This window comes from Bradyrhizobium sp. LA2.1 (assembly GCF_040547725.1).
Taxonomy (GTDB): domain Bacteria; phylum Pseudomonadota; class Alphaproteobacteria; order Rhizobiales; family Xanthobacteraceae; genus Bradyrhizobium; species Bradyrhizobium barranii.
Genome location: NZ_JBEPQI010000016.1, coordinates 16,434 through 34,044, shown reverse-complemented (window position 1 = coordinate 34,044; position 17,611 = coordinate 16,434). Strand labels below are relative to the sequence as shown.

General features: G+C 60.3%; 11 protein-coding genes and 2 pseudogenes. 9 read left to right on the top strand and 4 right to left on the bottom strand.

Features of this window, described 5'->3' with window-relative positions:
- Positions 1-31: 31 nt before the first annotated feature.
- Entirely contained in the window at positions 32-409 is a 378-nt protein-coding gene (locus tag ABIB95_RS28015; RefSeq protein ID WP_354244031.1) for a c-type cytochrome, read from the bottom strand.
- Positions 410-1,397: 988 nt separating this feature from the next.
- Between ABIB95_RS28015 and ABIB95_RS28010 the strand changes: the two genes are divergently transcribed.
- The 6 genes and pseudogenes from ABIB95_RS28010 (at position 1,398) to hemA (ending at position 7,913) form a co-directional block, all read left to right on the top strand.
- Positions 1,398-2,465: an ATP-binding protein gene (locus ABIB95_RS28010; RefSeq protein ID WP_354244028.1), complete on the top strand. Its 1,068-nt coding sequence runs from the start codon at positions 1,398-1,400 to the stop codon at positions 2,463-2,465.
- A gap of 31 nt (positions 2,466-2,496) precedes the next feature.
- The gene (gene nhaA / locus ABIB95_RS28005) at positions 2,497-4,365 is read left to right on the top strand and encodes a Na+/H+ antiporter NhaA (protein WP_354244026.1); all 1,869 of its coding nucleotides are present in this window, start codon (positions 2,497-2,499) and stop codon (positions 4,363-4,365) included.
- A gap of 488 nt (positions 4,366-4,853) precedes the next feature.
- Positions 4,854-5,096 carry a redoxin domain-containing protein gene (locus ABIB95_RS28000; RefSeq protein ID WP_354244023.1) on the top strand — a complete coding sequence of 81 codons (243 nt, stop codon included), beginning with the start codon at positions 4,854-4,856 and terminating at the stop codon, positions 5,094-5,096.
- A 334-nt stretch (positions 5,097-5,430) separates the two neighbouring features.
- Positions 5,431-5,664 (top strand): DUF6894 family protein, encoded by a 234-nt coding sequence (locus tag ABIB95_RS27995; RefSeq protein WP_354244021.1) that lies wholly within the window; start codon positions 5,431-5,433, stop codon positions 5,662-5,664.
- Between the two features lie 7 nt (positions 5,665-5,671).
- On the top strand, positions 5,672-6,142 hold the full coding sequence (locus tag ABIB95_RS47415; protein ID WP_502917878.1) for a hypothetical protein: 471 nt from the start codon (positions 5,672-5,674) through the stop codon (positions 6,140-6,142).
- A 540-nt stretch (positions 6,143-6,682) separates the two neighbouring features.
- A pseudogene (gene hemA / locus ABIB95_RS27985) lies at positions 6,683-7,913 on the top strand (5-aminolevulinate synthase).
- A 1,265-nt stretch (positions 7,914-9,178) separates the two neighbouring features.
- Here the strand turns inward: hemA and hemC are convergent.
- Positions 9,179-10,114: a hydroxymethylbilane synthase gene (gene hemC, locus ABIB95_RS27980; RefSeq protein ID WP_354244238.1), complete on the bottom strand. Its 936-nt coding sequence runs from the start codon at positions 10,112-10,114 to the stop codon at positions 9,179-9,181.
- Positions 10,115-12,152: 2,038 nt separating this feature from the next.
- On the opposite strand from hemC, the pseudogene ABIB95_RS27975 reads away from it, so the two are divergent.
- Positions 12,153-12,266, top strand: a pseudogene (locus ABIB95_RS27975) (IS110 family transposase); the annotation flags it as partial.
- A gap of 1,574 nt (positions 12,267-13,840) precedes the next feature.
- On the top strand, positions 13,841-14,197 hold the full coding sequence (locus tag ABIB95_RS27970; protein WP_502917877.1) for a hypothetical protein: 357 nt from the start codon (positions 13,841-13,843) through the stop codon (positions 14,195-14,197).
- A 299-nt stretch (positions 14,198-14,496) separates the two neighbouring features.
- On the opposite strand, the gene ABIB95_RS27965 is transcribed toward ABIB95_RS27970, so the two are convergent.
- Positions 14,497-14,739, bottom strand: coding sequence for a hypothetical protein (locus tag ABIB95_RS27965; RefSeq protein ID WP_354244018.1), 243 nt, complete (start codon positions 14,737-14,739; stop codon positions 14,497-14,499).
- Between the two features lie 110 nt (positions 14,740-14,849).
- The gene (locus tag ABIB95_RS27960; RefSeq protein ID WP_354244015.1) at positions 14,850-15,143 is read right to left on the bottom strand and encodes a hypothetical protein; all 294 of its coding nucleotides are present in this window, start codon (positions 15,141-15,143) and stop codon (positions 14,850-14,852) included.
- Between the two features lie 649 nt (positions 15,144-15,792).
- On the opposite strand from ABIB95_RS27960, the gene dinB reads away from it, so the two are divergent.
- Positions 15,793-17,040: a DNA polymerase IV gene (gene dinB, locus ABIB95_RS27955; RefSeq protein ID WP_354244232.1), complete on the top strand. Its 1,248-nt coding sequence runs from the start codon at positions 15,793-15,795 to the stop codon at positions 17,038-17,040.
- The last annotated feature ends 571 nt before the right edge of the window (positions 17,041-17,611 follow it).

Below are 17,611 nucleotides of genomic sequence, written 5' to 3'. Positions count from 1 at the left end.
TCGTCTCACTCACGTCTCGTTCGACGCGCCGCTACTTCAACGTAGCAAGATAAGCAACGAGGTCCGTCCGATCCGTCGCATCCTTCAGCCCTGCGTAGGGCATACTGTTTCCTGGGACGACCTTCTGCGGTGATTCCAGATACGCATCGAGAGTCTTCGTGTCCCAGACGATTGCGGAATTCTTCATGGCGTTGCTATAGCGGAAGCCCGGAACCGTACCCGCTTTCCTACCGACAACCTCTTCCAGACCCGGCCCGACACGATTGGCGTGGTCAGTTGCATGGCATGTCGCACAAGCCTTGAAGACGGCTTTGCCGTGTTGGGCGTCCTGAGCATGGCCCGGGCCAGCGACTGTGCACGTAAGCATGAGCACTGCGATAATCGCGCCGACAGTTTCCGTGTGCTTCATTGTTGAACTCCTTCTTTAAGATTTGGATCAATGCTGGCGCCGCCGCGCAAGGTAATCGTTGAGGTAGTGGTCGAGTGCAGGCGCGAGTATCTCGTCCGGAGCTCAGTGTGCCTGACGCCCGGTCGCGGTCGGACCCGCCGGAGTCGCTCCATTGACCTAAGCGACTGTCGCCACGGTGCTGGCGACCAGCGAGACGGCGACAGCCAGGCCGACGGTCTTCGGTGATTTCATCGGGGACTCCTTTGCTGCCCGTTCTCGGCAAGGCGGCTCGGCGGAATGGCTTCAATCAATCTTGAGGAAGCCGCACGTCCTCGGCCGACCCAATGCATGTTAGTATCGGGCATGGTCGACGAAATTGGAAATTCCCTTTGGATATGCATTCGATAGTCCTGAGATATTGTCGCCTAAGAACGTTGTGCCCGCCGGCGAGCGAGCCTTTGCGACTTGGCGCGAGATCTCCACGACCGCCGCTATTGCTTGATCTCGAACTTCTGGGAATCGATTTCTTTCGGCTCAGAGGTCAATCAAATGTACGAGGCCGGACCGCGAGTTCGGAGTCGACTGTCCTGCGATGCCCTGCGTCATGGCTATACTCGCAATTCTGATCGCGGCGGGGCGTTCGCCGGCGCTTCTGCCTCACGACCGCGCTAGCGGCACTAGCGGTATTGCCGCGGAAGCCGCTGGTAAAGCTCTGATCTCGATAACCGCCCCTAATGCCGCGCGGCCGGCAGGATAACCAAGGGGAGGGACGTCTTCTCGGCCGCCAAGAGTGCCGCTTCGCAAGTCCTCGCAGCGAGACGCGGCGTACCCCGGGGCAGCGTCCCAGGCACCCTCAGAAGTTCCTATAACGATCGGCTATCGACTTCATGGCGAGAGGTGATTTTCCTTTCGACCGTCAAAGACGCAATCTTCGAGCCACCGTCGCTCGTCCTCGTGTACGGGCCGGAGTCGGCATTCCGTTGAACGATCGCAGTCCAGGAGGTCCGACATGCAAATCAAAGAGGCAATCGTCGTTTCATTTCCCGGCTTTGTCGAAAGCCCACCGCTGGAGGATGTCGTCGTGCTCGCGGACGGCGCCGGCGTCGGGCTTGGAGTGCAACGTGCGTTGAGCGCAACGGTACAGGGCGTCCGCGATGGCGGTAGCGGCCTCATTGCGTCCAAGTGCGTGGAGATCCCGCTCGTCGGGTCCAACGGCGAGGTCTCGGGGGTTGTGCGTCACACCTGCGTGCGGTCCGACAGGGGTGACGCGGTCGCCCCTCGCGGACGGGAAAGAGTGAGCGCGATAGCGGACGTCGCGCCGTTCGTCGTCCATGATGTCAACAACCCTCTCGCCGTGATCGGCAGCGGCCGGCGACTGCTCGAGTGCCAGGACGATGCCGCCTACCGAAAGGCCATCGTCGGCAAAATGCAGGAGGCGATCACGCGAGCCGCGTTACTCGCCCTGCAGATCCTTGACGCTGCGCGGCCGGGCTCCAAGTCGATCGACGGACTTGTCGAAGGCAGCCGCCTCGCAGCGATGGTGGGCTCGCTTGACCGGGCGTTGCGTCCGGACATCACGGTCCACGCCGAGATCGCCCCTGACTTATGGTCTTTCAATGCCGACCCGGAGGAGTTGTGCTTCGCTTTGTTGGACCTCTGCCGCAACTCGGCCGATGCTATGCCGAACGGCGGTGCGATCACCATCGTGGCGCGGAACGTCGAGTCTCTCGCTGGCGCGGCCCGGGAGCCGATCGAGATCATCGTCGCCGACGATGGAGAGGGCCTGCTCGAGGAGGTCCTCTCGCATGCATTCACTCCGTACTCTACGACAAGGGCTCCGGATAGCGGAACCGGTCTCGGGCTCTCGCAGGTCGAGCGGCTCGCCGAAGGACGAGGCGGCGCGGTCTTTATAGAGAGCGAGCGGGGTGCCGGCACGCTCGTGCCCCTCTTGCTCCCGCGCGTGCACGCAGTTGGGCTTCCCAGCAGTATCGTCGGTACGGAGATCGCGTACACGGCGTCTTCCAACCGCGGCGAATTCCACGTTGTAAACCCAGTGGCAACTATGCCGACGTCTTAGCCAGCACGAACACGTGGAGACCGGTTCAGCGATGGAACTCATGATCCCGCCCGGCCGCCTCGACCGTCCGGTCGACCAAGAGACGGACCACGTGCTCGGCCCCGCCGATGCCGAGATCTCGCTCGTCGAGTACGGCAGCTATGCCTGCTCGCACTGCAGAGCTGCCAACGGGCGCATTGCGCAAGCACGCGACCAACTCGGCGACCGCGTCTGCTATGCCTTCCGCCACCGGCCTCTCGCGGACAACAGCGTTTCCTTTCGGGCCGCCGAACTCGCTGAGCTTGCTCGGACGCCCGAGGCGTTCTGGTCCGCGCACATCAAGCTGATGACGAGGTCGATACAGCTCACAGAGGACGACCTCGTCGCGGTGGCCGCCGACCTCGGCGTGAACGCCGACTTCGAGCACGGCGACAGCGAAGCCATGCGGCGCGCGAGGGCGAGGGTGGAGGCGGACATCGCAAGCTCACGCGCAAGCGGCGTGAGACTCACGCCAACCTTCTACATCAACCGGCGGCGCTACGACGGGCCCTGGGATGAGAGCTCTCTCGTCGATGCGATGCTGGGCACGCTCGGCCACCGTGTTCGTACGGCGGCCCTGGACTTCGCGAGCTGGGCTCCGTCGGCCGGCATTTTACTTGTCCTCGCGACCGTGGCGGCGATCGTCTTGACGAACTCGCCGATCGGGCCGGCGTTCGAGGCGCTTTGGCGCCAGGAGTTCGGCGTGAGCTTGGGCAACGCAGCCTTTCGGATGCTGATCGTTCATTGGGTCAACGATGGCCTCCTGACGGTGTTCTTCCTCGTCGTCGGCCTGGAAGTGAAGCGCGAGATGACAGTTGGCCACCTCGCGAGTGGCCGCTCCGCCGCGCTTCCGATCGCGGCCGCGCTCGGCGGCATGGTCGTGCCGGCGCTTCTGTATGCGCTGGTCATCCCTGTAGGGACGTGGTCGTACGGATGGGGCGTACCGATGGCAACGGACACTGCGTTCGCGATTGCCTTAATCGCCTTGATGGGGGACCGCGTCCCCGTCGAACTGCGTATCTTCCTCACCGCGGCGGCCATCGTTGACGACATCGGTGCGATCGTCGTCGTCGCTGTGTTCTACTCTGGCGAGATCCACCCGGCCTACCTTGCCGCGGCCGCGGCGGTTGGGGTTGCGCTGGCGCTGCTGAGCCGATCGAAGGTCTACCTTCTCTCGCCCTACATCCTGCTGGGCGTTGGGTTATGGGCTTTCGTCTACGCGAGCGGCCTTCATCCTACGCTGGCCGGCCTGGTGCTCGCGCTGTTCATTCCGACGCGACCGCCCGCCAACCTGGCTGCCCTGATGACCCAGGCCAGCACGATCATCGCCTCTGAGGCCCGGCACGACGGTGAAGTTCTCAGGCACGGCCCCTCCACCCCGGCGCTGCGCGCGCTCGACGCAATCTATGACAGACTTGAATCGCCCGCCGACCGGCTGCTGCGACACGCCGGCGCACGGTCGAGCTACGCTATTCTCCCGATCTTCGCACTGGCGAATGCGGGCGTAGCAATCAATCTGAACGTCTTTGTTGGGCATGGCTCGCTCATGGCGGCGATCGCCGCCGGCCTCGCCATAGGAAAGCCGCTCGGCGTCTTCCTCGCGGCCGCCGCGGCCGTGCGCGCAGGCATAGCTGTCAAGCCGGCGGAGTACACGTGGCGGCAGTTGGCCGGGGCAGGAGCCCTCGCAGGCATCGGCTTCACGATGTCGCTTTTCATCGCTGGGCAGGCGTTTCCAAACGCCACCGACTTCTCAGCCGCCAAGATCGCGGTGTTCGCCGCGTCGATTCTTTCCGCCTTCGTTGGGACTGGCCTGCTCTGGGGAGCTTCGCGCGAGGAGCTGATCGAAGAGACGCCGCAGAGCGCCGGCATGCAAGTATCATAGCCCGCCGATGTTTATACGAATCGTGAATGGGAGGTCTTTCGATGATTCTACCCACCGGTACGACAATAGCAGTCGCAGACGGCGACACGGTCCCCCTGTTCCACAACACAGGCGTGAACGCTGGGGTGCACTTGGTCGAGATCACGGCGGCTTCGGATGCGCGCCATCACACCGGCTCTGCTGACCCGATGGCAGGCGGCTCGTCGAGGACAACTTCGCGGCAGCGACGGCCGCGTTCCTGAACAAGCTCAGCCTGGACGGGACCACGAAACACCTGGTCGTCGTCTCCGACGCCAAGACCCTGGGGAGATGCGCAGGCACTTCGACAGCGACGCCAAGTCATAACCCGCGCAGATAACTCAAAGTTACCGACGACGATTACTGCTCTCGACAAAACTGAAGATTGGACATGAGGAAAAGCGAGAACGCGCCTGCGGTGACTTCCCGTCCGGCAGCGAAGCCAAGCAAGCGCGACGCTGCGGTTACGATTGAGAAGTGCGACCGAATACCTGATCGCGACACGATGGGCCAAGCGCGCGCTCAAGGCAGGCAATTGCGCGCCGTCCTTTCAATCGCGGGACCAGCACTGCCCCGAGGTCGCGTCGGAAACGCTGCTCAGACACAGCCCGCTGTTCCTTACCTTCTATACTGGCGCGTGGTGCCCGGCGTGCGACCGCGACTCGCAGGCGTTCGAGCCCCTCCAGCCATCGGTCGAGGCGCGTCTCTTGTGAGCGCCTCGCAGCAGACAGTCGCCGAGAACGCAACAACGCGCGCGCATTTGAAGTCGGCTTTTACGATTATCTCGGACCGAGGCGGCCGGATTGCACAGCTGTTGGCGTGCGCTGGCGCATTCCTAAGCCACGAGATGTGGGGATTGAGCCTCACTACTGCTTGGCAGCGCGCAATCTGCAAGGTGCGGAGATGACCTTATTTCCACTCATAATGACCTGGATGTGGTTTGAAATCTTCAAGACAGCACCGATGCCTTCTTTGGCACCTCGCCGTCGAGGACACCAGCAACGCTGAGGTATCGTGGCGAACCGTCGCATTTGAAGGAGGTTGAACATGACCCACGTATATTTCCACTGCTCGAACGTGAAGAACGTTTTCGTCGATCGGCGCGGCGCCGTGGTGGGCGATCTTGCTGAGGCGCGCGATCACGCGACCCGTGTCGTGCAATCACTCATCAACGAGCGCAGCTTCGAGGATTGGCGTGACTGGGTCCTGCATGTCAGCGACGACCAGGGCGATGAGCTCTTCGTGGTGCCCTTCACTTCCGTGCTCGGCAAGCCGAATTGAGGTCGCCATGCTCCTGGCGATTCTTTGGACCAAAGCGACGCACACACGCGAAGGCTCTCTTCAGCCTCGGCGCCGCAAGGTCGATGAGCGTGCGCATCTCGATCGGCAGAAACCGGTTGGTCGCATACGGGAGCGGAACGGCCAGCGGTGCAGGCTGGAATTCTTTAAGCAATCTCGGCCGACCCAGACAAAGGTCTGTCCTTCCAATATTCGGACCGTCACGCGTTCCTTGTTCCTTCGTGACCACCTACGTGGCTTCAGCGTCGGCGTCAACAATCCCACGGTAGCGATGATGGGCGAGATTATCCGACTTGTCTCAAAATCCGAGCGCGAGCATATCCTTCTCATTCTAAAAGCGCGCGCGATATGCGACAGCGTTTTCCCGCCTGCCGATCCCATCAGCGAGCAGCGGGACAAGGGGCCGCAACTCTTGGGGCCCAGTGGCGCCAATGCTCAATGTAGCGAGGCTTTCTCGTGATCAAGCTTTTTGCCGTGCTCTGCAGTCCAGTTACTCCGACGAAGTTCCACGAGCAGACCGTCGCCACCTCCGAGCCCACTGATATCTCCATGCAGTCCTGCTTGGAAGGTGTGCCGCAACTAGCGGAATGGATGAAGCAGCATCCGACGGAGCGCCTTACGAGAGGGCGCGTCATGATCGGAAATCAGGATCGCGGGGGAGCATAGATGGAGAGCGGAACACCTAACGCAGCGAACGTGCTCGATGCATTTGCGCATACACTCGCCACGATTTGCCGAGATTTGGATTACTTCACTCGCACTGTGCTCCTTGTCGCATTATCAATTTGCTTATCGGAGATAGACGACACTGCTAAGTGCCTGGCGCTCGGCGCTCGTTCGCTTCGCCGTGGCTTTCGCGGCCGGTCCTTTTCCTCCCGGGGTCAGGCCGCCCCGTTCGCAGGGCCTTATAAGCGACGGTGTTGGATCGGAAGGGCATGGGGGAAATGTGGATCGGCGAAGTCCCAATCGTTGACCACAACCGGAAAGGAGATTTTGCTCCATGATCTATGATCATTTCTTCTCCGCGGTGCTTGCTCGCCTGCACGCCGAACGGCGCTACCGCGTGTTTGCCGACCTCGAGCGCATGGCCGGGCATTTCCCCCACGCAACATGGCATTCGCCGGACGGCCCGCGCCCGGTCGTGATTTGGTGTTCGAACGATTATCTCGGCATGGGTCAGCACCCGAGGGTGATCGGCGCCATGGTAGGAACCGCCATCCGCATGGGCGCTGGCGCGGGGGGGCACTCGCAACATTTCCGGCACCAACCATCCGCTGGTTGAGTTGGAACGCGAGCTCGCCGGCCTGCACGGCAAGGAAGCGGCGCTAGTCTTCACCTCGGGGTACGTCGCTAACGAAACCGGCATTGCGACCATCGCCGGCCTGCTTCCAAACTGCGTGATCTTATCGGACGCCTTTAACCACAATTCGATGATCGAGGGCGTGCGGCGCGCCGGCGTGGAAAAGAAGATCTGGCGCCACAACGACGTTGGCCACCTCGAGGAATTACTGGCGGCGGAGGCGCAGGAGCGGCCGAAGCTGATCGTATTCGAGGCGCTCTACTCAATGGACGCCGACATCGCGCCGGTGAGCCGCATTTGCGACCTGGCGGAGCGCTACGGCGCCATGACCTATATCGACGAGGTCCATTCGGCCGGCATGTACGGACCGGCCGGCGCGGGCATTGCGGCGCGTGAGGGCGTCTTGCACCGCATCGACGTGGTCGAGGGTACCCTGGCGAAAGCGTTCGGCTGCCTCGGCGGTTACATCGCGGCGAGTGCCGATGTCATCGATGCGGTGCGCTCTTGTGCCCCAGGATTCATTTTCACGACCGCATTGCCCCCAGCAGTCTGTGCGGCTGCCACAACGGCGATCAGGCACCTGAAGGCCTCGCAATGGGAGCGCGACCGCCATCAGAACCGCGCCTCGCGGGTAAAGACCGTACTGAATGCCGCGGGCCTGCCGCTGATGACAACCGACACGCACATTGTTCCGGTAATGGTGGGAGATCCGGAGAAATGCAGGGAAGCGAGCGAGCTCCTGCTCGCCGAGCACAGCATCTATATCCAGCCGATCAACTATCCGACGGTCCCGCGCGGCACCGAGCGGCTGCGTATTACGCCGACGCCGTATCACGATGACGCGCTGATTGACGCGCTCGCTCAAGCATTGGTCAATGTGTGGAAGCGCCTCGGTTTGCCGCTACAATATCGGGAGCTTGCAGCGAAGTAGGTTGCCAGCACACGGAAGCATCGCAGAGAAGCGCTCAGGCTAGCAAGCTTTGCCGACGGTTGGTGCGCCCTCGGCGAGCAAAATTACCTTTTTGTCGCTCAAGATAGCCACCGAGTCTTCAAAGCAAGGGCGGAAAGCATCTGCCGGAAAGCGGCTCCGAGAGAGCAACCTCGCTGATGTCGACGGAGTCCATCAGCAAGTGAACGGAGATCGCGCCTACGAAGGGTTTAGTGTCGAAGCCGCGTTCACCGCCCTATCGAGCTGGCCGTCGGTGCGATATGAGGCGCGCGCATAGCATCCAATTAGATCCAGTTTCTGACAGGATTAGCAACCTCCGATTTATCCAAAAGGCCCACGAATTAAACCGAAGACACTGAGGCTTAACTGCTGACACTGCTCACAAGGGCACTGCGTCGCGGGCTTGGAACAAACCAACGTATAATCAGACCATTCCGATTGTGGGATGCGATCCTCCCTCCGTACGATAAGGCGATACAAGCGCGCCATGGCCTCGGTTGTCGTTCTGAGATAGCAATAGTTGAACGGCTGGGTGCCGAGAATCGCAGCGGAACCGCATCCGCGAACCGGAAGTTGCAAGAAGAGGCCGGAGGCGTAACGCCCGTCGATCTTTCCCCAACTCCCCTTCGGATCATTGCGCGAGCAGAAGGGTCCTATGGTTATAGGATGGGTCGAATAGCAGCGACCGGGTAAGAGGAGGGTCTCTTGAATGACAGACACTGAATAGCGCCGTTTCCCCGAGGTCGCCATGGATCAGATCTACCTCAGCATTAGTGTAATCGGTCTCACGCTGCTAGTCGGCATGTATGTGCTCGGCGTCGCGCTTGTGTAAAAAAGGCCGCGATTCGGAATTGCGGCTGGCAGGTCATATCGTCACCATGGCCTCATTCCTTAAAAGCCGACAGATCGGGCGTTTAAGGATTACGCTTTGGTTCCGGGACACACCAACCTGCCTGCATCAAGGCCAAGCCCTGCGGGCGCTGCGCGGCTTTGACCCATCCGGCTTGGCGCGGTGAGGGGTTTGCCATGCGCTTAAAGCCGAGATGCGACTTGACGCGCTCGACACGAATTGCGGATGAGCGCTCGCGCGCTGGGCGCCAAAACGCGACCGACAGCTTTGCGTTTCGGGCGGTTGGCGCAGGTTTCGCGCCTTGCAGCTGTCTCGCTGAAGCGGATGCGGCGGTCTGGCGGTCTGCCAGTTATACTGGCTTCCCAAGAACATAAGGTCGTCATGCCCGGCAGCGAATTCAGATTGGCCTTTGCTCCTCCACGGTACGAGGCGCAGCCTTCAATATCTCCTCCGCACCTTGCTGAAGAAGTTTATGCCCGAGACTTCTGCCTATTGCGTCGGCTTGATCGGCCCGACCCACGCTTTCATTGGCAATCTTCGTTTGGCCATCCGGATGAGTCACCTGTCCTCGAAGCATTAACGTGCCGGCAAGCCATGTGGCAGAGACCCCGACGGGTAGGCTGCAACCCGCATCGAGGCTTCTCATCAACGCGCGTTCTGCATCCACTTCGGTGCGCGATCGCCGGTCTTCAATTTTTTGAAGCAGTGCTATGAGTGCCGTATCCCCCACGCGAGCTTCGGCCGCGAGAGCGCCTTGGCCGACCGCATACGGGAAAACATGCGGGTCTAAAATCTGTGAGGCTTCATGTAGCAATCCTAGCCGGGACAACCCGGCCGCTGCCAATAGAGTCGCATCTATTCCCTCTCGGTTCTTTGCCTTACGCAGCCTTGGAGAAACGTTCCCACGGATGGGTCGAATATCCAGACCACTGCATAGAGCGAGAAGTTGAGCTTTGCGACGAATTGATCCAGTGCCGACGCGCAGTCCCGGTCGTAGCTGATCTAGTGTGACGCCACAAATCGCGTCGCGAGGATCCTCTCTTTTGGGAACGGCTGCCAATACCAAGCCGGGCTGCAATCTTGTCGGAAGATCTTTGAGGGAGTGAACGACCAGGTCAACTTCGTTGCGCAGAAGCGAGTCTTCGCTCGCCTTCGTGAATGCTCCGATGCCGCCAATCTGCTGAAACTCCGACCGTCGATCTTGATCGCCAACCGAACTAACGAAGACCATTCGTACCTCAGCGGTCGGCTCGACGCTACGAATAAGATCGGCGACGTGATTGGCTTGCCAGCGGGCCAAATCACTTCGCCTGGTACCCAGTCGAATTTCCACGATCAACCTCTTGCTTCTTAAGTAATTTGCCGACTTCTCAACAGCAGTAGGAGCACGCACGATTCGCAATAGGCCATAGGCGCCATGTTGGAAGGAGCGCTCCGCGCGGTGCTGGTCTGAACGCTGACGCCGACGGTGGTAAACGTCCCGAGATCGCTCCAGCGCCGTCCGAGCGCGATCGATTCATTGACCGAACCGCCGCTGGAATTGAGCACATCGTCGTACCGCAAAGTAGTCGGTCGCGCGCGAATTCATCGAAAATCCTCGGAGTATCGGCCGTCGCGATGCCGATCGCGCTGACCCAGCCTCCGCAATTCGACTGGCAAGCGACCCAGCTAAACTTCATTGGCAATTTGCGTAGTTCGAGAACGACACTGGCGCGCGCCGTACCACCGAGCAGCGCCGCCAGGCCGAGCAATGCGATGCAAAGGGCGGCAACGCCGAGCAGCATCCGAGTTGCCACCCGACGAGCGTGAGCGCAGAGGCGAGATCGCGGATGCGAGCAAATTCCGAGGATTCTGTCCTTGAAATTGTCGCCAGATTGATCGAGAGCGAGAGGGCAAACAGGAAACCCCGCAACACGCCGGAACCTTGGCCCAGCTATCGGGCCGGGTTAGCCCCGTCGCAAGGGTGTATATCCATCGGCTGCGGCTGGTGCTGAGCGGGCGGCGATACGGCTTCAGAAAGAAGTCGCAGCCAGGTCTGATGCTTGGCGCGCCGTCTAGGGCCGGGGCCACGCATGTCGTGCAGCCCGGGCCGGTAACAGTCGCGCACGTCCAGGATCAGATTGTGAACGACGCCGGCGAAGTCGGAGGCTGGCTTAGCCGTCTTGCGAGACATACCTGACAACTCGGTTGCATCTACGACTCTCATCGGTGAACTCTTGCTCTTGTCTCGCGATTAGACACATCGGCGCGATTGTACCCAAGTGTAGTCACAGAGAAGTGGCTCAAACCATTGCATAGAAGGTTGATCCGTATGGTACTTCGGCTGAGAAGAGCATACCTAGGCTTAGGATCTGCGCACCTTAAGCCTTGCGACTTATTGGAACGTCGTACCTCGACCGAGCGACATCGATCGATCAGGAAGTGGCGCGGCGCAACTTCGAAAGACACGCGCGCGGGCTCGCGGACAGGATCGATATCCTGTTGATGAAGTCGGCAGTGTTCTATCGCTAAGGCGATCAGCTCCGGGGGCAGGCGCGCTGTCAAGTGCGAGGTACTTCGCATAACGTGAAGCGTCATAAACCTTGGTATTGGTCCCGCAAACCCTTTGGATGCCTGACTTTTCCCTACGTTCAATTGAGTCGCGGATCGCGATGCTCTTATGTAGCGCATGCGGTAGCGACCCCGCCATCCTCAGGTCCCCGCCGCTATCGCTGCCCTCCTTGGGCGTTTCCTCCCTAGACTTGGGTCCGCTTGTGGCAACACGGGCGGGCCCCTTTCTTTCGGTGCAGCTTCGTGCGCCGGTATGCGGCGCATTGCAGACTGGAGAGAGCAGTCGTTCCCTATACAAGAGATCTACGTCAGCGCCGCCGTTGGCGGCACGATGCGAAAAGCAACTCTCACTATTCTCGGTGCGTTGCTGATTGCCGGATCGGCGGTCCAAATGGCTGCTGCGTCGGAGCATCGTATGCGCACCGGTCAAGGCCAACACCAGAGGGGTCGCGCTTATAGCAAATGCAACCCCACTCGCGCTCGACGCCTGTAGGCGTTGCCAGCTAGTTCAGTCAGGCACAACGCGCATCCCCGCCTTCCGGTCCCTGAAATATCCGAGTTCATGGATCGAGCCGACACCGAGATGACCCAACCTGCTGGCCTTGCGCCCATCCTTTTGGAGGCAACGCGTCCAGATGGGGTCAAGTCAACCCTAAAAGCGCAAATCTCTAGAGTGCTCGAGAAGGCGCACTCAGAAAAGCCCTCAAAGAGGAGGAACAGGTGTCTCTTGTTGATTCTCTGTTGTTGGAATTGGGAATGTTCGAAAAACACCTCTGGCAAGATGAGGACGCTATTCAGCAGCAGCGACGCTCGATGACATCTTACCGCTCTGTCCGGTCGGGATCGAGACTTGCGCCTCATCGCACTATTGGTCCAGTGAGCTGGAGACATTGGGACACTCGGTGCGGTTGATGCCTTCGGCCTATGTGAAACCATAAGTCAAGCGACAGAAGATCGACACCACGGACGCGGAAGCGATTTGCGAGGAGAAGCAGAACTTGAGCTGCGGTAAGGACGAGCTTGGCAGTATCAGCAAGCGAGGCGATCGCTATTTGCGCGGCCTGTTGAAAGCAGGCACACTCGCCGTGATCCGCTATGCCAAGATCCAGGCACGGGCATCGGCCCTGGCCTGCGAGACTGCTGACGCGCAGACTCACCAAGGTTGCTGCGGTCGCGCTCGTCAACAAGATGGCCCGGGGGGCGCGCTAAAGGGGCTCCGTCGCGCTCGATGCGTGACCTATCGCGCCGGACATCCGGTGTGACGTCACGGTTGGGTGGCGAACAGCACGTAATGCAGCGCCGGTCGATCTGGCGAACACGAGAACCCACATGGGCCATAGCACCATCAAGTGCGTGCTTTTGACCGGGATCTGATCCGCGGAGGGCATTTTAGCCAGCGGTCACGTGAACCGCGCTAACAGGCCGGACACATGGCCGCTCCGACTACCGTACGCGTAAAGTCCATATGTCAGGGTTCGTCAGTTGAAGCCGATACGATCGACAGGCCTGTACTCGTGACATGGAAGTTGATTATAACAAGGCGGCACAATCGGAGCATCCGCGGAGCGGGCGATCCGATGTCGCTCACCAAGTTCACCAAGTCGCGCCGGCGAACTGATTTCATCGAGCGACTTGAACAGCAACTGCGTGAACGCCGTGACGCTCCAAGCCAGCCGGTATCCGAGCCGCCTTACTTGAGGCGGCGCGCGAGCGTCTTTCAGGAACGAAGTCTCTTTCGCCCGCACGTTGGACCGTCCGGAACGTGAGCGAAATGGCACCACGAGCCCGTCGCCCCGCTCGCATCGCAAGGCCCGCTCGGCGGGGCGTAGCGCACCGGATTTTCTCGCGTTGACTTCTTCGCGTTTTGACCCGTTGTGAATATGGTCGGCTTTAACGGCGGGCGCCCTCTAGACCTTCGTATCGTTCCGTCGCCCCCTTTAGATGGCGAACGATTACCTACGTTCAATTGAGCTGCTGATCGTGATCATCCTAAGCTGCGTGCGTTGGAAAAGCGCACAGGCTTGAGTGCGACAGTGAAAAAAGGTCGACGAACAGCTGCGAAAAAGAAGAGGAGACTACAATGCCAAATTGCTCCGAAAGTCTTAGACCTGGCAGCGCCGCGCGATGCGCAGTTTGTAATGGCAAGTTTGGTCTCGTCCGGCACTACTCGTGGCGGACCCCGCTTTGTTCCAAGAAGTGCGTCGATCGCTTCAGAGCCGGCAGGGAAAGTGATCGCAGGTGGGTGGGATGGCTCCAGACTGCCTTCGACCAGCTTCCCAGAGAACCGCGCGAGGGCTTATGACGGTCGAGATGTCACAACGAGGCAAGGCATATTTAGAGACAGCGCGGACTTTGCTCCGCGCCGCCCAAGCCATGACCGACCGAGCGATTGCAGGTCAGCTTAAGACCCTTGCCGACGATTACCAGCGACGAGCTGAGAAAGCTTCGCATACTGATGCGGCTAGATGAATTTCCTGACTGCACAAAGATTCTCGGGATTACGTCTGAGATGACCGATCACCGTTGGCATGCGGCGCTTGTCGTATTTACTGTCATGCTGCCGATTTCTACCATCGGTCACGGACACGCCCACGATTATCAGCACCCTGAGTTGCACGGTTGGTATGAAAGCTTGCATAGTGGCAAAGGGCCCTGCTGCGACGGCAGCGATGCGAAGCACGTTGATGACGTCGATTGGGAAACTAAGGATGGTCACTATCGGGTGCGCATCGATGGCGAGTGGGTTGATGTTCCGAATGACGCTGTCGTGGACGGACCGAACCGTGCTGGCCGCACGATGGTCTGGCCCTACTACCTAAATGGTCATGCGACAGTACGCTGTTTCATGCCGGGGAGCATGGGCTGACCGCGAGCGCACGGAGTTCGAAGCGGCAGATCCTTCTTCGTCTTGGCGAGGCGACCGACGCTGTCGGGTGGGTCATACGTGGGTCGGTTCGGCGAAGGACCGGTCGAAGGAGAGACTGATGGTCACGACGCGCACAGCCGCCGGCGCCGCTATCGACGACACCCTGTCGTGCCTTCACGCTCGGACCGAAAACCGGTCGAATGCTGTCAGACCTGCAAGCGTGGCTCCACTTCCCTGAGGTAAATCTCGGTTTTGAGGAGCGCGATTTCGTCGTCCAGCTTGCTTTCGTCGACGTCGATTTACCACGACCGTGGCCTGCCGTAGCTTCCGTTGCTCCAGCGGTACCCTCGACGCTTGAGCGCGTCCTTGAGCTCAAAAGGCGACTGCTCGGCCCACACTCGCATCGTCTTTCTTCGAGCCTGCTCGAACAGGATGGCGAGCGCCAGCGCGCCGGCTGTCGGCGGTTCGAATGCCAATATCTCGAGAAGAGCATGGCGATCGTCGAACCGCTCTGTGTGCTTGATGGAAGAAAACGGCGCCATTCAGGAGGTAACCCAGGCGAGAACGTTCGAAGCCATGCTTCCTCCACTCTAGATCGGTTCAACGCCTCGGCCATGGCGGCGAGGGCTAAATCAGTTTCTAGCAATGGCAGTCAACATGTCATCTCTCGTACCGTCCGAGATAGCGCCGCCGCGCTCGGACGCTGCCGCAGAAGATCCTGGTGGTGATCGATGACATCGATCGGCTCGAGCCGGAATAGATCCGGACGGTCATCCGACACATCAAGGCGCCCGCGAGCCTTCCCGGGCTTACCTACCTGCTGCTCTACCAGCGCGACATCGTAGAACGCGCGTTCGACGGCGGGACGCCCGGCGACGGCCGCAAGTACCTCGGGAAGGTCGTGCAAACCGCTTTCGACGTGCCGGTCGTCGAGGGGGGCGCGCATCGGCAATATCGTTCTTTCCGAGGTGCTTACGGCGGCTCTGCCGACCGATCTCGCCTTCGATCAAACCCGGTGGGGCAACCTGTGGAACGGCGGGATAAAGCACTTCTTCCGCAATCTGCGCGCCGCCAAGCGGTTCATCGGCGGCGCCGAGGTACAACTGACTTTGGCACCGAGAACCTCGAGGTCTGGAGGTTAATCTCATCGATACGGTCGCACTCAAAGCACTGCGACTGTTCGAGCCGCACGTCTATGCGGCCGTCGCGCAGAGCAAGGCCTTCACAACGGGCACGCATGATCGGCGGGACACCGATAAAGAAAAGATCAAAGCCGTAGTTGCGGCCGCCTCGCCGGAGAACAAGCAGGCAGTGCGATATATCGTGTCCAAAATATTCCCGGTCATCGATTGGGCGTTCGGTGCTCCCTGGCACGGGCCGGATTGGGAGTCGCGGTTCTGCTCCACCGTGTTGCACGCGAACTCGCATTTCGCGTCATTTTCCTGCGGCCGATTGTCCGCTACGGTGGCGGGCCTAAACGTATCGGACGCCGCGTCGTACTCGAGGCGTCTGCGCGGCTTGACATCCACCGTGATTGTTCTCATTATGTTCTCATAGCTGAAACGTCCTTGAAACGTCACCGACAAGCGATCGGGATGGCAACGACAGCCACCATCCTGCATGCGGACCTGGACGCCTTCTATGCTTCGGTCGAGCAGCTGCTGGACCCGTCGTTGCGCGGCAAACCAATCGCCGTGGGCGGTGGAGTTGTGCTTGCGGCTTCTTACGAAGCCAAGGCCTTCGGAGTGCGCGGCGGCATGACGGGACGACTAGCGCGCAAGCTCTGTCCGCAAATCACTTTTGTCGGCGGGCACTTTAGGGAATACCAACGGCTAGGTGATGCCGCCATCAAGGTGATCGGCGATTTCACGCCGCTTGTGGAACGGATTTCCATCGACGAGGCCTTCGCCGAGGTTGCGGGCTGCACTCATCTCTTCGGTCCGCCCGCCGAAATTGCAAACATAATCCGCCAGCGCGTGCGGGCCGAGCTTGGTCTTCCAATCTCGGTTGGTGTGGCGCGCACCAAGCATTTGGCAAAAATTGCCTCGCAGGTGGCCAAGCCCGACGGGCTCGTGGTCGTCGATCCCGACACCGAGCTGGAATTCCTTCACCGTTTGCCCGTCGAACTGATGTGGGGCGTGGGTCCGGTCACGAAGGCGCGGCTCGCCGAGATCGGCGTGCTAACAATCGGGCAACTGGCAAAGGCGCCGGGATGGTCGCTCGAGCGGCTGCTTGGCCCCGCGGCAGGGGAGAAACTCGCCGCGCTTGCGTGGAATCGTGATCCACGGGAAATCAAGGCGCACAGCCGAGCCCGATCGGCAGGAGCGCAATCGGCAATTGGCAGGAAGCCTGCCGAAGAGCAAGTTTTCCGACCAACCCTGCTTCACCTCGCTGACCGGATCGGCACCCGGCTCCGCGCCAAATCCAGGCCTGGCCGAACCGTGACGGTTCGCGTTCGTTTCGCCAATCTGAATTCGGCCACCCGGTCAGTCACGCTCGATGCACCAGTTTCCGCGACCGTGATCCTTGCCGAGATTGCCGAGGATCTCGTGCGCGCGATCCTCGCAGAACGCGCTGATGAGAAGACTATCTCGCTGCTGGCGATCTCCGTGTCGCATCTCGAGGAGCACTGGGATCTGGAGCTTGAACTTCCGCTTGGGCTTAAAGATGAGCGCCGTCGCCCCGGCAGCAAAGTCGGCATGGCACGATGGGCGGCCGACCGTGCCGTCGACAAGATCCGCGATCGCTTCGGGTGGGACGCGATTGGATATGGCTCGGTGGCGCTCGGCATCTCTCGTTCCGTTCCCGACGAGTTTCGCGAGCTCGCCGAAAAGGACCTGTGATCACCTTGTGCGTCCGAAGCGTACGTGTCGCGCAAACCACCGACGGAGCGGCCGCCGTTCTCGGAGACATTGCCTGTCGCTGATGGATCGCTCGCGGTGCCGTTGCGGTTAGATCTTCGACCGTCTCGAATGCCCCTCTTTCACTTGGAAACAACTGCCAAGCGATTGATATTGCTGGGGCGCAATTCTGCGCATTTTTCAAATACGGCTTGAAATCGTTGAATAATCCAACAGATGTTGATTCCGCTATGCGGAGACCCTGGAGAAGGTCGGGGTAAGGCAAGGCGAGGGGCAAACTCCAATTCATGCCTCCAGGTCTTGATCAACCGAGATCTTTTAGACCAAAGGCTCTTTTGAGCGGGAAATGCACCTAAACTCGTTTCCTCCGCTGTAGCCCGTTGAAATCACAGCAAATACGGACGCCCTCCGAGCGCACCATAAATCCACGCGGCGATATGCCGTCGCAAGGGCTTACACTGGCAGGGATTGGGCTCGGAAAGATCTTTGCTACCACAGCACTTGAGACGCACGCCGCTGATGCGTCTGAGCAAAGCCAGAAAGGGATCGGCGG